Raw genomic sequence first — 15,055 nt, 5'->3', positions numbered from 1 at the left:
GCGGCGATGCGGCTCGGCCTGTTCGGCAAGGGCGGGGCAGACAAGGCACAGGCGCAAGCCCTGTCGATGCGGATCAAGAGCGAGGTTCGCGAGATGCTCGGCCTGAAGGACGCGGCGGCGATTGCGGTCAACGAAATCCTCTGCGCCGATCCAGCCTGTCCGGGCACCGAGACGGTGATCCTGGTGATGAACCCCGGCGAGAAGACCAAAGCCTTCAAGGCGCAGATGGCGATGGCGGAACTGACGCGCGAGGCGCTTGCGGCCGTCCTCGCCGGATCATCCGCGACGCCTTAGCAAGGCTGCTGATTTTTCGCGGAACTATGGCGTCATTCCGGGCACAGCGAAGCGGAGACCCGGAATCCATCGTAAGGCGCAGTTCCTTTCGATGGATTCCGGATCGGCGCCGCTTCGCGGCTTGTCCGGAATGACGGTGTGGGTTCGTCAATAGGCAACACGCGCAAGCCGACGGCATAGCCCATGCCCGCGAAGGAAGGTCGCTTCCTTGCCGTGTCAGGTCTGCCTCCGGCCCTCCTCATTCCGACCTGTGGTCACGGTCTGGGATCCATCCTGACGTCATTCGTGACGTATCTTTTTGCGACTATAATACAACCTGAGAGGGAATTTTAGTATCGCATTAAGCAATGCAACTTATAGTTGCTGCAACCTGAATCCTCTCTTGCGGACCGATGGTTGCTTCAAAGGAGTTGCAGATGAAACGCCTGTCCGCTGCCGCGCTTTGCGCCCTGCCGTTCGCAGCCATGTCACCTCATGCGGCCCGCGCCCAATCAACAGCCGTCGTCGATGTTTGCAGTGGGCTCAGCGTGAATCTCCCGGTGCTGCAGCCGATCGCCGGCGCGGCCTCGGGCCTGCTCGCGGGGCTGCTCGACCCCGTGCTGAACAGCATCGTCGGCAATGTGAACCTGAACCTGCGCGATGCGCTCAGCGGCAAGTCGATCGGTCTCAGCGCGATCGACCAGAACGGCAATCTGATCACCGCGCCCGGCCAGTGCGGGCTCAAGACCAACAACGTCACGGTCGATACCGCCGGCGGCATCGCGATCGGCGGCGGCCAGATCACCGGGCTYGGCAGCACCACGAGTCCGACGGCGAGCGCGGCCGACCAGAACGCCATCGCGTTCGGCCATGGCACGGTCACCACCACGGCCGCGACCGGCGCGGTCGCGATCGGCCTGCGCGGCGGGGTGTCGGCGGCCGACGGCGTGGCGCTCGGTCGCGATACGGCCGTCTCGGCCGCGGGCGGGGTGGCGCTCGGCGCGGGCTCGGTCGCGTTGCGCGCCGGGCTCGGGGGAGCCAGGGAGGCTTTCAGCGGCGTTGGGGTGGCGTCGACGCAAGGGGCGCTGTCGGTCGGGGCGGTGGGCGCCGAGCGGCAGATCACCAATGTCGCGGGCGGAACGCAGGATACGGACGCGGTCAATCTGCGGCAGCTGCGGGCGGTCGGCGGCAATGTCACGACCGTGCTGGGCGGCGGCGCGACCTACAACATCGATGGCAGCTTCACCGGGCCGCGCTATGTCCTGCGTGGCGGCATCTACACCGATGTCGGCTCGGCGCTGACCGCGCTCGATCGCGCCGGCGGGGTCATCTCCGGCAACAACACCAGCAATTATGCAGCAGCTGCGGCCTCGGGCCAGGATGCGGTGGCGGCCGGCTTCGGCTCCAGCGCCGAGGGCGCGCGATCGGCCKCGCTCGGCACGCAGGCCCGCGCAGTGGGCGCCAGCAGCGTCGCGCTCGGCGCGGGAGCCGAGGCGCGGGCGGAGGGTTCCACCGCGCTTGGCGCGGGCGCCGTCGCCAGCAGGCCCCGGCAGGTCGCCATCGGCACGGCGGCGAGCACCTACACGCTGCCCGGCATCACCTCGGCCGCCAGCCGCGCGGCGCAGTCGGGCCCGACGCAGGTCGTCACGACGGACGCCGCCGGCAATCTCGCATCGGCGTCGATCGACGTTGGTGCGATCAACCAGCGCATGACCGATCTGAACGATCGCGTCAGCGGGCTGGCCGCCTATGCCAGGGAGGGCCGGCGCGAGGCGCGCCAGGGCACGGCGGCCGCGATGGCGATGACATCGGCCTCGATGCCATCGGCGCCGGGGCGCACGAGCTGGACCGGCAACACGGCGGTCTACAAGGGCGAATGGGCGACGGGATTTGGCGTCGCGCACCGGCTGAACCTCGCGATGCCGATCGCCATCAATGCCGGGGTCAGCCTGACCGGCGGCAATTTCGGCGGCGCGCGGATGGGCCTCAACGGCGAGTTCTGAACGTGGGCCGCAGGGAGAAGTATTGCCCGCCACTGACGGCGCGGCAGATGCAGGGACAGTCGAATCCCGGCCCCGGTCCCATCACGACCGGTCCCGACCTCCGGCGCTGGCTCGCCACCCTGAACGTGACCGGGCGGGAGACGCGGAAGCGGACCAGCTTGCGAGGCTGAGGCTGCCGCTCGCCGATCCTGACATCGCTGTCGCCGATGCCGATGCCGAAGGTCGGACCGAGCGGACGCCCGTTCAGGGTAGAGCGGGCAAGCGCGGTTCCGGCCCCGATCAGCAGGATCAGCATGGTGATGAGGGTTTTGCGGAACATCGTCCTGGCTCCAGGCTTGCGGCGAAAACGCTGCGCCGATGCAGGCAAGCCTAGGGGTGAGGGGGTTGGCCGCGCTGTTCCCCCGGGAACATCGGCCGGGCTGGTGACAGATGCCGGCCGGCGCTGCTCTATGCTGGCGTGAGGCTGCCGCTTTCGCGTCGGCTTCGAGATCCGCATACCGCCTTCGAGGTTCTGGAATGGCTCCCCGCGCGAAGAAAGTCCTGACGCTGCCGAGAGCGCAGGCGCGCGGCATCTGGCTGCGGGCGCAGCGGCTCGACACCGCCGAACCCTTCGGCGCGGGGGCGGAGGCGACGAAGGCCGCGGTGGCCCATCTCGGCTATGTCCAGATCGACACGATCAACGTGATCGAGCGCTGCCACCATCATATCCTCTATGCCCGCATACCCGGCTATGCGCGGGCCGATCTCGTCCAGGCGCAATCGGTCGAGAAGAGCGTGCTGGAATACTGGACGCATGCGCTGTCCTATGTGCCCTCAGCCGATATCCGCTATTTCCTGCCGGCGATGAAGGCCCATCGCGAGGAACCCCGGCGCTGGTCGGCGGTCGGCGGGCGCGAGGAGACGCGCAAGCTTCTGCGCCGTATCGCCAAGGACGGTGCACTGACGATCCGCGACATCGACGACGATGTCCTGACCGAGAAGGCGCATCTCTGGGCGAGCAAGAAGCCGTCCAAGGGCCTGCTCGAACGCGCCTTCTACGATGGCGAACTGGTCGTCTCCGCGCGCGCCGGCATGCTCAAGACTTATGAGCTGATGGACCGGCATTTCGGCTGGGAGAAGCGCCCGACGCCGGCCCCGGAGCGGCAGGTCACAGCCTATCTGCTCGACCGGGCGCTGCGGGCGCAGGGGCTGGTCAGCCTCGATTCGATCTGCCATCTCGACGCCCCCAGCAAGAAGGCCGTCGCCGAGTTGATCGAGGCCCGCGTCAAGCGCCGCGATCTCGTGCCCGTGCTGCTCGAAGGCGCGGAAAAATCGCCGCACTGGATGCCGCGCGCGCTTCTGGAGCCGGCAGAGCCCGCCGACGACACGCTCGTCCATATCCTCTCGCCCTTCGACCCGCTGATCATCCAGCGCAAGCGGCTGAAGCTGTTCTTCGGCTACCAGCATCTGTTCGAGGCCTATCTGCCGAAGGAGAAGCGCGTCTTCGGCTATTTCGGCCTGCCGGTGCTGGTCGGAGACCGGATCGTCGCGGTGCTCGACCTCAAGACCTACCGCGCGGCGGGCAAGCTGCTGATCCAGCAATGGACCTGGCTCGACGGTCACGAGAGCGCGGAGACGAAGGCGCGGATCGAAGTGGAGTTGCAGCGCTTCGAGCGGTTTCAGCTCGCGCGCGAGGAGAGCCTGCCGGTCACACCCCCAGCAGATCGACCAGATGCGGGATCAGCGGTTCGTCCGCCGGCGGCATCGCCAGATCCCTGAGCTTGCCCGGCCGGACCCATTTCAGTGCCTGCCCTTCGCGGGCGGTGACCATGCCCTCCCAGCGCCGGCAGATATAGAGCGGCATCAGCAGGTGGAAATCGGGATAGGCGTAGCTCGCGAAGGTCAGCGGTGCGAGGCAGTCCTCCTTCACGGTGATGCCGAGTTCCTCGGCCAGTTCGCGGATCAGCGCCGGCTCGGGCCGTTCGCCGGCCTCGAGCTTGCCGCCGGGGAATTCCCACAGGCCCGCCAGCGCCTTGCCTTCGGGGCGCCGCGCGACAAGGACGCGGTTGTCGGCATCGACAAGGGCGCAGGCGACGACGAAGAGGAGCTTCAAGGTCGGTTCAATTCCCGGAGAGGATGACGCTGACGGGGTCTTTTTCCTTCCCCGTCACGGTGACCGTGTCATAGACGACGCCGCCCTCGCGGAACAGCGCGTCCTCATCGCCCCAGATCACCTGCGTCGTGACGAAATACTCGCCGGGCGCGACGTTCTCGAAAGCGAAGCGGCCATTGGCTTCGGCCTTGGTGGTGCGTGAGTATTCGGCGTAGCGCGGGTCGGGATTGTCGTCGCGTGGGTAGCCGGTATGGGGGATGTATTTGCGGTTGCCGAAAAGTAGCCGGAAACGCTCGCGCGAGAAGCCCGTCGCTGGAATGAGGCGGACGACCTGGCCCGACGCGTTGACCACGACGGCGCTGGCCTTGGTGCGGAAGGCATGGCCGGCGACGACGGTCGTGCCGGGCTTCTTTATGAAGGCGGCTTCCTCGACCGAGAAGGCGACGGTTCCGGGCTTGCGATCGACGCAGGCGGTCAGCAGTGCCGCGACGAGACCCAGAGCCAGAACGAGCCGCATTCAGTCCCCCGTGACGCGCCGCGCTCCCGATACCAGAAAGACGCCTGCCAGTATGATGCAACCTCCGATCGCCCGCCGCAACTCCAGCGTCTCGTTCAGAACGACGACGCCTATGATCGTCGCGACCGTCGGCACGAGATAGCCGGTCATCGCCGCCCGCGTCGGTCCGGCCGCGCGGATCAGGCGCATGAAGATCGCCATCGGAATGGCGGTCGCGAGCAGGCCGAGCGCCAGCATGGCGGGGATGTGGTCGCGGATCGGACCGAAGGCCGCCGTGCCCGAGAACGCCAGCGTCAGAATGAGCGCGACGATGCCGGAGACGGTCTGCTGGCCGAGCGCAAGCCGCGCCGGATCGCCCGAGACCGCCGGCACGGCCCGGGCGTAGAGATTGCCGATGGTGTAGCCCAACATGACGCCGACCATGGCGAGCACGCCCAGTGCCGTGCCGCCGCCCTCGACGAGGCGCGGCCCGATCAGCAGCGCGACGCCGGTCATGCCGAGAACGATGCCAATAAGACGACGCCCGCTCAGGCGCTCTTCGGCGAACAGGCAATGCGCGAAGATCGCCGTCGCCAGCGGGCCTGCGGCCTGGATCATCGCGGCTGGGCCGCTGGCGAGCTGGATCAGGGCGTAGGCGACGAGAATATTGGGCACCCAGCCATTGGTGGTGCCGAGCACGAGCCAGTGCCTGAGTTCGTGGCGGCGCGGGATCGGGCTCTGGCCACGCCAGGCGACCCAGAGCGCCAGCGCCGTCATGGCGAGCAGCCCGCGCCCGGCGGCGATCGCGAGCGGCGAGATCTCGCCGCGCATCAGCTTGATGAACAGGAAGCTGCAGCCCCAGAAGGCCGAGCAGGCGATCAGGTTCCCGACGACGAAGGCGCGGCTGGGGCCGGACCCGGGTGCGCCCTCAGGAGCGATAATCGCCATTGATCTCGACATAGGCCTTGGTCAGGTCGCAGGTCCAGACGACTGACTTGCCCCGGCCCAATCCGAGATCGGCTGTGATGACGATGTGCTCGCCCTTCATGTAGTCGGAGACCGCCTGCTCGTCATAAGACGGGGCCCGCGCGCCCTGCTCGGCAACCATGATGTCGCCGAAGGAGATGTCGAGCCGGTCGCGGTCGGCGGGCTCGCCTGCCTTGCCGACGGCCATGACGATACGGCCCCAATTGGCGTCCTCGCCGGCCACCGCCGTCTTGACCAGCGGCGAATTGGCGATCGAGAGCGCGACGCGCTTGGCCGAACGCGACGAGGTCGCGCCGGCCACGCGGACCTCGACGAATTTGCGCGCGCCCTCGCCATCCTTGCAGACGAGATGGGCGAGTTCGAGCAGCAGCGAATTCAGCGCCCGCTTGAAGCCCGAGAGGCGGGGATCGCCGATCTCGGTTATGGCTGGCACGCCGCGCGCCTTCGCCTTGCCGGTGGCAAACAGCATCAGCGTGTCGGAGGTCGAGGTGTCGCTGTCGATCGTGACGGCGTTGAACGAGCCCTTCACGCCCTTGGAGAGCAGCGCCTGCAGCACCGGCGCGGCGATTGGGGCATCGGTGAAGACGAAGGAGAGCATCGTCGCCATGTCCGGCGCGATCATGCCCGCGCCCTTGGCGATGCCGGCGAGCACAACCTCGTGCCCGTCGATCTTCGCCTTGCGGGAGAGCGCCTTGGGGAAGGTGTCGGTGGTCATGATCGCCTTGGCCGCATCGATCCACGGCCCATCGGCGACGCGTTTGGCGCAATCCTGCAGCACGCCCTCGAACTTGGTCGCGTCGAGCGGCTCGCCGATCACGCCGGTCGAGGCGATGAAGACCTCATGGGGTTTGCAGCCTGCGGCCTTGGCCGCGACTTTCGCGGTCAGGGCGACGGAATCGCGGCCTTTCAGTCCGGTGAACGCGTTGGCATTGCCGGAATTTACGACGACCGCGCGCGCCGAACCCTGCTTCAGGTTCTCGCGGCACCAGTCGACCGGGGCGGAGGGGCATTTCGAGCGGGTGAAGACGCCCGCGACCTGCGTGCCCTCATCGAGCAGGGCGAACCAGACATCGGTGCGGCCCTTGTACTTGATGCCGGCCTCGGCGGTGGCGAAGCGCACGCCTGGAATCGGCGGCACCCTGGGCTGGCGCTTGGGCGCGAGCGGAGAAACGGGAACATCCTTGCCGGCCATCGAAGCGCCTCCTGTGGGGAGGCTGATGTGCCGCAGGGCGAGCGGGAAGACAAGGTCGGGATGATGCAGAGGGGCCTGCGAAGGCAGAACGCAATGTGATTTGCCAAAGGCGATGCAGAGGGGCCTGCGAAGGCAGAACGCAATGTGATTTGCCAAAGGGCAAATCGTAGTTACATTGCTTCATGGATGTCGAGTTCGACCCGGCGAAGGACGAGTTGAACGTGGCCAAGCACGGAATATCCCTCGCTCGGGCGAGGGATATCGAAGTTGTGGCGTTCCAGGAAGATGTCCGGTTCGGTTATGGCGAGAGTCGCTATCGCGCTTGGGGGCTGATCGACGGCGCGACCTATTGCCTGGCTTTCGTCAGCAGAGATGGCCGGTTGCGAGCCATCAGTTTGCGACGCGCTCGCAACAAGGAGATGAGACGACATGTCCCGTAGAGTGGTCTTCGACGATGAGAACCCAGAATGGACCGTAGAGGATTTCCGGACGGCCAGGCCCGGCTGGGAACTGCCGGCGGAAATTCTCGCTGCCTTCCCCAACACCAAGCAGCGCGGCCCGCAGGTCGCGCCGACGAAAATTCAGGTCACGCTCAGGCTCGACCGCGACGTGGTCGAGCGCTTTCGTGCGACGGGCAGCGGCTGGCAGACGCGCATCAACGAGGCGCTGAAGAAGGCTGTGTGAAACGCCGCATCGTGCGGCGTCAGGGCTTCTTCGGCTCGGCGGGAGCCGCCGGCTGGTCCAGCCGCTCGATCTTCACCTTGTCGCGCAGGGCGACGACGATGTCCTGCTGGGCCTTGCGCTCGAGATACTGGTCGATCTGCGGCTTGACGGCGGCGAAGTCCGGGGAGGGCTTGTTGCGCCTGTCTTCCAGCTTGATGACGTGCCAGCCGAACTGGCTCTTCACCGGCTCGGAAACCTCGCCCTTCTGGAGCTTGAACGCGGCCTCGGCGAATTCGGGCACCATGCGCTCCTTCGAGAACCAGCCGAGCGAGCCGCCTTCCTTGCCGGAACCCGGATCCTTGGAGATTTCGGCCGCGATCTTGGCGAAGTCCTCGCCCTTCTTGACGCGCTCGACCACGGTCTTGGCCTGCGCCTCCTCCTCGACGAGGATGTGGCGGGCGTTGATCTCCTCCTCGGGCGGAAGCGATTTCACCGTGTCGTCGAAAAGCTTGCGGGCGGCCTCGGGCGTGGCGGCCTTCTTGGCCTCGCGCGACAGGTATTCATCGAGCAGAACCTTGTCGCGGTTATAGGCGAGGCGCGCCGCGAATTCTGGACCGTCGGCGATCTTTGCGTCGGTCGCGGCCTTGGCGCCGAGCTTGAGGTCGGCGAGGTAGTTGATCACCTCGTCGCGCTTGCGGTCCTCTGGCAACTGGGCCAGCCGCTCGCCGAGGTCTTCCGTCGCCAGCGCCAGTTCGCGCTCGGTGATGGCCATGCCGTTGACCTTGGCCACGATCTTGTCGGCCTCCGCCTTGGCGGTCTGGGCGAAGGCGGCCGGCGTCGCGACGAGCACGAAACCGAGAGACAGCATGGCGATGCGGGACGGCGTCATCGGGCTTGGCCTTTCGCGGAGGGCGTCAATCATGGATTTCGGCTGCACTGCCAGTTGAACGCGGCGAAGGCAAGGCGGTTCAGTAGGTTGGGCGCTGCGATCACGAAGCTTTGCGGCCTTGCGGGCGCGCCTGGACGCCTCGCGCCGCCTGCTCCCTTGGAAGAAGCGCGACAAAGCCCCACATCTCCCCCGAATTCGGTCGCAAGCGCGGGGCCGCACCCGATGCAAAGCGCGCTGGACCGCGCACCCGCACGCGTCTAAACACGCGGTCGAATTGAGAATTATCGGGCTGATCGCTCGCGCGCGGGTTTCCGCCGACGCAGGCGAAGGCTCCAGTATCGAAAGGCCAGACATGCTTGGCGCGCTCGCAAAGAAACTCTTCGGATCGTCCAACGACCGGCGGGTGAAGGGTTACGCCCCCCGCGTGGCGGCGATCAATGCGCTCGAAAAAGAGGTCGCAGCCCTCAGCGACGAGGCGCTGCAGGCCCGCACCGTCGAGTTCCGGCAGCAGATCGCCGATGGCGCCAAGCTCGACGATCTGCTGGTGCCGGCCTTTGCGACAGTGCGCGAAGCCGCCAAACGCGTGCTCGGCCAGCGACCCTACGACGTCCAGCTCGTCGGCGGCATGGTTTTGCATGAGGGCGCCATCGCCGAGATGAAGACCGGCGAAGGCAAGACGCTCGTTGCGACGCTGCCATGCTACCTCAACGCTCTCGAAGGCAAGGGCGTCCACGTCGTCACGGTGAACGACTACCTCGCCCGGCGCGACGCCGAATGGATGGCGAAGCTCTACAACTTCCTGGGCTTGAGCGTCGGCATCATCGTCCACGGCATCGATGACGAGGAGCGCCAGCGCGCCTACGCCTCCGACATCACCTACGGCACCAACAACGAGTTCGGCTTCGACTATCTGCGCGACAACATGAAATACGACGTCGCGCAGATGTCCCAGCGCGGCCACCATTTCGCGATCGTCGACGAGGTCGATTCGATCCTGGTCGACGAAGCCCGCACGCCGCTGATCATCTCCGGCCCGCTCGACGACAAATCCGAGCTCTACGTCCAGATCGACAAGGTTCTGCCGGGCCTGCTCAAGACCGATTACGAGGTCGATGAGAAGCAGCGCGCGGTGTCGCTGACCGAGGCCGGCAACGACCATATCGAGGAGCTGCTGCGCGAGGCCGGGCTGCTCAAGGAGGGCGACCTCTACGACGCGCAGAACGTAACGCTGGTCCACCACGTCAACCAGGCGCTGCGGGCGCATTCGCTGTTCCAGCGCGACAAGGACTACATCGTCCGCAATGACGAGGTCGTCATCATCGACGAGTTCACCGGCCGCATGATGCCGGGCCGGCGCTATTCGGAAGGACTGCATCAGGCGCTCGAAGCCAAGGAGCACGTCACCGTCCAGCCCGAGAACGCGACGCTGGCCTCGATCACCTTCCAGAACTATTTCCGGCTGTATTCCAAGCTGGCGGGCATGACCGGAACGGCCGCGACCGAAGCCGACGAGTTCTTCCAGATCTACAAGCTCGAAGTCGTCGAGATCCCCACCAACGTACCCGTGTCGCGCAAGGACGAGGACGACGAGGTCTACCGGACCTTCGAGGAGAAGGTCCGGGGCGTCATCCGCGAGATCAAGGACGCCCAGCAGATCGGCCAGCCCATGCTGGTCGGCACCACCTCGATCGAGCGCTCGGAACTCGTCGCCGAGATGCTGGTCAAGGAAGGCTTCCAGCAGATCGACTTCACGTCGCCCGACGCGCTGGAGCCGGTCTATGCCGCCGCGCGCCAGGGCAAGCCGTCGAACTATTTCGCCGTGCTGAACGCCCGCTTCCACGAGCAGGAAGCCTATATCGTCGCCCAGGCCGGCGCGCCCGGCGTCATCACCATCGCCACCAACATGGCCGGCCGCGGCACCGACATCCAGCTCGGCGGCAATGCCGATATGCGCATCCGCCACGATCTCGGCGATATGCCGGAGGGACCGAACCGTCTGGCCGAAGAGCAGCGCATCCGCGCAGAAGTCGCCGATTTCAAGCAGCGCGTGCTGAAAGCCGGCGGACTTTACATCGTCGGCACCGAGCGCCATGAGAGCCGCCGCATCGACAACCAGTTGCGCGGCCGCGCCGGCCGCCAGGGCGACCCCGGCCGCTCGAAATTCTTCCTGTCGCTGCAGGACGACCTGATGCGCATCTTCGGGTCGGACCGCATGGACGGCATGCTGACGAAGCTCGGCCTCAAGGAGGACGAGGCGATCGTCCATCCCTGGATCAACAAGGCGGTCGAGAAGGCTCAAGGCAAGGTCGAGGCCCGCAATTTCGACATCCGCAAGAACATCCTCAAATACGACGACGTCATGAACGACCAGCGCAAGGTCGTGTTCGAGCAGCGCCGCGACTTCATGCGCCAGGCGAGCGTGCGCGAGACCATCGACGACATGCGCCACGGCGTCTGCGAGGACCAGGTCGCCCGCCATATCCCGGAAGAGGCCTATCCCGAGCAGTGGGACACCGCCGCGCTCAAGGAAGGCGTGATGCAGTTCCTCAATCTCGATTTGCCCGTCGAGGAGTGGGCCAAGGAAGAGGGCATCGCCGACGCGGAACTGCGCGAGCGCATCCGCAAGATCGCCGACGAGGATTATGCCGCGCGCATCGAGCGCAACACCGAGGAGGTGATGGCCTATGTCGAGAAGCAGGTGCTGCTGCAGACGCTCGACACGCTCTGGCGCGAGCATCTCGTCACGCTCGACCATCTCCGGCAGGTCATCGGCTGGCGCGGCTACGCCCAGCGCGACCCGCTGAACGAATACAAGCAGGAGGCCTTCGAGCTGTTCGATTCGCTGATCGGCCGGCTGCGCGAGCAGGTCACCGGCAACCTGATGCGCATCGAGGTTCGCTTCGAGCAGCCCGAGGACGGCGCTCCGCCGGCCCAGAACGAACTGCCGCCGCCCTCATTCGGCGACTACGGCTCGACTGGCCTGCAATACGCGGCGATGGACGCCGACACGGCGGTGCTCGACCGCAACCCCGACGACCCCGAAAGCTGGGGCAAGGTCGGTCGCAACGAGCCCTGTCCCTGCGGCTCGGGCAAGAAGTTCAAGCACTGCCACGGGCAGTTCGTGTGAGGGCGAGGCGTTCCGCGCAGCGGTCGCCCTGTCCGTGAGAGCACGCGGAAGCGCCGTCAGCTGCCGTTCTGGACGTTGTCGATCACCGGCGCAACTGGCACGGCCTGGACTGTCTGTTCCCGACGCGGCCATTGCAACGCGACTACGCCGGCGGCCAAGGCCAGGCCCAGAAGGTCGGTAAGCAGTCCGGGTTTGATCAGACTGAATGCAGCGGCCAGCAGCATCGTCCGTTCGACCGCCGTGGCCCGTGCCAGCAGAAAGCCATGCAGCCCGGCCGCCAGCATCAGTGCACCGCATGTCGCCGTGACCGACGCGCTGATGATCGTCGGCCAGTCGCCGATCATCAGCAGCGCCGGCTCATAGACGAACATGAACGGCACGATGAAACCGGCCGCGCCGATCTTCACCGCATCCCAGCCGGTATCCCAGAGGTCGGATTTGGCGAGGCCTGCCGCAGCATAGACTGCCAGCGCCACTGGCGGCGTGATTGCCGACATGATGGCGAAATAGAAGGCGAACATGTGTGCCGCCGGGGCGACCACGCCGAGCTTGATCAGGGCCGGCACCAGCAGTGCCGTCATGATAATATAGGCTGGCGTCGTCGGCATGCCCATGCCGAGGAGAATGCCTGCCATCATGGTCAGGATCAAAGCCAGCAGCAGACTCTGGTCGGACGCCGCGATGACAACCTGCGTGAAGACGATGCCGATGCCGGTCAGCGATATCGCGCCGATGACGATGCCGGCGCAGGCGCAGGCGAGCGCCACGGCAAGCGTACCGCGCGCGCCTTCGATCAGAGCCGCCAGCAGATTGGCGAAGGTCACCGTTCCGCGCGAGGATTTGCGCAGCGCCGCGACAGGGAAACAGGCAGCTGTCCCTGCCAGCGCCGCAAGCGGCGCGCTGTATCCGGCGTAGATCATTCCCAGGATCACGAGCACGGGCAGGAAGAGATGCCCTTGCTCGGAAATGACATTGCGCAGGCGCGGCAGGTCGGCGCGCGCGATACCAGCGAGGCCGAGCCGGCGCGCCTCGAAATGCACTGCGCCAAAACATGCGACGTAGAACAGCACCGCCGGGATTAACGCCCAGATCGTCACCTGCGCGTAGGAGACGCCAAGGAACTCCGCCAGCACGAAGGCGGCCGCACCCATGATAGGCGGCATGATCTGCCCGCCGGTCGAGGCCACCGCCTCGACGCCGCCGGCGAAGGGCGCGCGGAAGCCGGTGCGCTTCATCAGCGGGATCGTCATCGTGCCGGTGACCATGACGTTGGCGACGGCGCTGCCCGAGATCGTGCCGAATAGGCTCGACGAGATCACCGCAACCTTGCCCGGGCCGCCCGAAGAGCCTCCGGCGATGCTCATGGCGAAATCCATGAACAGCCGTCCCGTCCCTGTGCGCTCGACGAATGCGCCAAACAGCACGAAGATCATGACATAGGAGGCCGAGACCGAAAGCGGGATTCCGAAAATGCCCTCCGTCGTCATGAAGAGCTGGTCAAGCAGCCGCATCGGCTCGACCCGGCTGACCAGCAGCGCATAGACCAGGAACACGATCGCGGTCAGCGGCAAAGCCCAGCCAATGACGCGCCGCGTCGCCTCGATCAGCGTCGCGACGAGGACGACGGCCATGACCATGTCCATGATCGACAGGTCATCGACATAGTAGATCCGGTTGACCAGATAATCGTAGTTCGCGAACAGATAGAGGATCGGCGCGCTGGCGATCACCATCCAACCATAGTCGAGCCATGACGGCGGCCGCGCTTCATCGGTCTTGGAGCGGAAGATCAGGAAGGTCAGCGACAGCGCAAAGAGCAGATGCATGCCGCGGAAGATCACCGCCTCGGGTGCGCCCGTCAGGATGACCCAGATGTGGTAGAGCGACATCGCGGTCGCGAGCGTGCCGATGAGGATTTCGCTCGGCGAAAGGGCCTTGAGGCGCTGCATGGCGCGGCTTTCGAATCAGGGGTGGCGCAAGGGGGATGACCCGGGCTGGCGCGCGGCCCGGGTCATCCGTGATCGCGGCGGACCGCAGATCACTGCGTCGCGACGGTAACGCCCTTTTCCTTGTAGAATTTCGCCGCGCCGGGGTGGAACGGCACGCCGACGTCCTCGGCCATGTCCTTTACCGTCAGGTTGGCCAGCGCCTTGCTGGTCGCAGCCAGCGCCGGCACGTTGTCGGCGATCGCCTTGGTCATGGCGTAGACCTGCTCGGCCGGCAGCTTGCAGGAGGCGACGATGTGGGTAGCGTAGCCGATCACCTTCACGTCGCTATCCTGCTTGGGATAGGTGCCCTTGGGCACTGTCACCAGCGTGTAGCCAGGATTGAGCTTCTTCATCCCTTCGAGGTCGCCGCTGAGATCGAGCAGCTTCACGTCGCGCGCCGAGGCCAGATCCATCACCGCGCCGGACGGGATCGCGGTGCCGAGCGAGAAGGCCTGGGCCTGCCCGTCCTGCATCTGCTGCACCGAGTCGGTGTAGGAGACGAACGAGATCTTCACGTCCGAATAGCTCAGCCCGTGCACCTTGAGCAATTGGCCGGTGATGAGCTCCCCGGTGTTGCCTCGCGGCTGGGTGGTGATCGCCTTGCCCTTCAGGTCCTTGACCGTGTTGATCCCGGAATTGACCGGAACCAGCATCTGGAAATACTGCGGGTAGAGCGAGGCCACGTTGCAGATGTTGGTGTGCTTCTTCGGGAACGGCGCGTTGCCGGCGAGCCCGTCGACGGTCGAGATCGAATTGCCGAAGCCGACCTCGGCCTTGTTCTCCTCGATGGCGCGGACATTGGCGATTCCGGCACCCGGCAGCGCCTGCACGGCAAGGCCGGGCACCGCCTTTTCCCAGAGATCCTTGAGCTGGCCGCCGAGCGGCACCCAGACACCGCCCTGCGGGCCGGTCATCAACCGCATGTCGGCCGCCTCGGACAGGGACGGAGCCATCGCGCCCGCGGCGATTGAAAGATAGAGATATGACTTGAGCCTGGTGTTCACGCTGTCTCTCCCTAGTATTGTCGTTTGGAGCGCCATGTCGTTGCTGCATGGGCTCATCCGGCGGTCCGGCTGAGGGGCCGGCATCGCCAAGGCGCTTAAGCTATCGACTGGCAGCCCCATGACAAGCGCCGATTTCTGACGTCCTTGGAACCGACGCCGCGATGGCGTCAGCGCAGCCCCTCGGCTGCAGCCCGTCTGGAAACGCGGACGTCGATTTGACTTGTCGCCGGCAGGCGCGCGCAACCGCCGTCTGATCAAAAGCAGGAGTGCGCCCGCCGCCCTTGCATCAATCCGTCTCAATCGTCAGGTTGCCTGCGCTGACGATCAGGGTTGAGGGAGCG

The 15,055-nt window shown here is 66.1% G+C and carries 14 protein-coding genes; 6 read left to right on the top strand and 8 right to left on the bottom strand.

Annotated features, from left to right (window positions below; translation table 11 throughout):
• The first annotated feature begins 6 nt into the window (after positions 1 to 6).
• The gene (locus AC1DZY_RS02780; protein ID WP_476818525.1) at positions 7 to 294 is read left to right on the top strand and encodes a hypothetical protein; all 288 of its coding nucleotides are present in this window, start codon (positions 7 to 9) and stop codon (positions 292 to 294) included.
• Positions 295 to 710: 416 nt separating this feature from the next.
• Entirely contained in the window at positions 711 to 2,276 is a 1,566-nt protein-coding gene (locus AC1DZY_RS02775) for a hypothetical protein (protein WP_476818524.1), read from the top strand.
• Here the strand turns inward: AC1DZY_RS02775 and AC1DZY_RS02770 are convergent.
• Positions 2,260 to 2,595 (bottom strand): hypothetical protein, encoded by a 336-nt coding sequence (locus AC1DZY_RS02770; protein WP_476818523.1) that lies wholly within the window; start codon positions 2,593 to 2,595, stop codon positions 2,260 to 2,262. The two genes, AC1DZY_RS02775 and AC1DZY_RS02770, sit on opposite strands and share 17 nt — an antisense overlap.
• Positions 2,596 to 2,792: 197 nt before the next feature.
• Here AC1DZY_RS02770 and AC1DZY_RS02765 point away from each other — a divergent pair, with 197 nt between their 5' ends.
• Positions 2,793 to 4,034 carry a winged helix-turn-helix domain-containing protein gene (locus AC1DZY_RS02765; RefSeq protein WP_476818522.1) on the top strand — a complete coding sequence of 414 codons (1,242 nt, stop codon included), beginning with the start codon at positions 2,793 to 2,795 and terminating at the stop codon, positions 4,032 to 4,034.
• Here the strand turns inward: AC1DZY_RS02765 and AC1DZY_RS02760 are convergent.
• The 4 genes from AC1DZY_RS02760 to argJ are packed head-to-tail and all read right to left on the bottom strand — an operon-like array spanning position 3,964 to position 7,043.
• Complete coding sequence (locus tag AC1DZY_RS02760; protein ID WP_476818789.1) at positions 3,964 to 4,380, bottom strand: (deoxy)nucleoside triphosphate pyrophosphohydrolase; 417 nt, start codon at positions 4,378 to 4,380, stop codon at positions 3,964 to 3,966. The two genes, AC1DZY_RS02765 and AC1DZY_RS02760, sit on opposite strands and share 71 nt — an antisense overlap.
• Positions 4,376 to 4,885: a peptidase associated/transthyretin-like domain-containing protein gene (locus tag AC1DZY_RS02755; RefSeq protein WP_476818521.1), complete on the bottom strand. Its 510-nt coding sequence runs from the start codon at positions 4,883 to 4,885 to the stop codon at positions 4,376 to 4,378. Before AC1DZY_RS02755 ends, AC1DZY_RS02760 begins: the two co-directional genes overlap by 5 nt.
• The gene (locus AC1DZY_RS02750; RefSeq protein ID WP_476818520.1) at positions 4,886 to 5,812 is read right to left on the bottom strand and encodes a DMT family transporter; all 927 of its coding nucleotides are present in this window, start codon (positions 5,810 to 5,812) and stop codon (positions 4,886 to 4,888) included.
• Complete coding sequence (gene argJ, locus AC1DZY_RS02745; RefSeq protein ID WP_476818519.1) at positions 5,793 to 7,043, bottom strand: bifunctional glutamate N-acetyltransferase/amino-acid acetyltransferase ArgJ; 1,251 nt, start codon at positions 7,041 to 7,043, stop codon at positions 5,793 to 5,795. Before argJ ends, AC1DZY_RS02750 begins: the two co-directional genes overlap by 20 nt.
• Before the next feature lie 182 nt (positions 7,044 to 7,225).
• Here argJ and AC1DZY_RS02740 point away from each other — a divergent pair, with 182 nt between their 5' ends.
• Positions 7,226 to 7,483, top strand: a complete 258-nt coding sequence (locus tag AC1DZY_RS02740) for a BrnT family toxin (RefSeq protein ID WP_476818518.1) — start codon at positions 7,226 to 7,228, stop codon at positions 7,481 to 7,483.
• Positions 7,473 to 7,727 carry a BrnA antitoxin family protein gene (locus AC1DZY_RS02735; protein ID WP_476818517.1) on the top strand — a complete coding sequence of 85 codons (255 nt, stop codon included), beginning with the start codon at positions 7,473 to 7,475 and terminating at the stop codon, positions 7,725 to 7,727. Before AC1DZY_RS02740 ends, AC1DZY_RS02735 begins: the two co-directional genes overlap by 11 nt.
• Positions 7,728 to 7,746: 19 nt before the next feature.
• Here AC1DZY_RS02735 and AC1DZY_RS02730 read toward each other — a convergent pair whose 3' ends face one another.
• A complete protein-coding gene (locus AC1DZY_RS02730; protein ID WP_476818516.1) occupies positions 7,747 to 8,628 on the bottom strand; it encodes a peptidylprolyl isomerase in 882 nt (293 codons plus the stop codon).
• A 319-nt stretch (positions 8,629 to 8,947) separates the two neighbouring features.
• On the opposite strand from AC1DZY_RS02730, the gene secA reads away from it, so the two are divergent.
• Positions 8,948 to 11,722, top strand: a complete 2,775-nt coding sequence (gene secA / locus AC1DZY_RS02725; RefSeq protein ID WP_476818515.1) for a preprotein translocase subunit SecA — start codon at positions 8,948 to 8,950, stop codon at positions 11,720 to 11,722.
• 56 nt (positions 11,723 to 11,778) lie between these two features.
• On the opposite strand, the gene AC1DZY_RS02720 is transcribed toward secA, so the two are convergent.
• On the bottom strand, positions 11,779 to 13,671 hold the full coding sequence (locus AC1DZY_RS02720) for a TRAP transporter permease (RefSeq protein ID WP_476818514.1): 1,893 nt from the start codon (positions 13,669 to 13,671) through the stop codon (positions 11,779 to 11,781).
• An 89-nt stretch (positions 13,672 to 13,760) separates the two neighbouring features.
• The gene (locus AC1DZY_RS02715) at positions 13,761 to 14,714 is read right to left on the bottom strand and encodes a TAXI family TRAP transporter solute-binding subunit (RefSeq protein WP_476818513.1); all 954 of its coding nucleotides are present in this window, start codon (positions 14,712 to 14,714) and stop codon (positions 13,761 to 13,763) included.
• Positions 14,715 to 15,055: the final 341 nt, after the last annotated feature.

Source organism: Allobosea sp. P2_A10, assembly GCF_056405115.1.
This window is presented reverse-complemented; position numbering and strand designations above follow the sequence as displayed.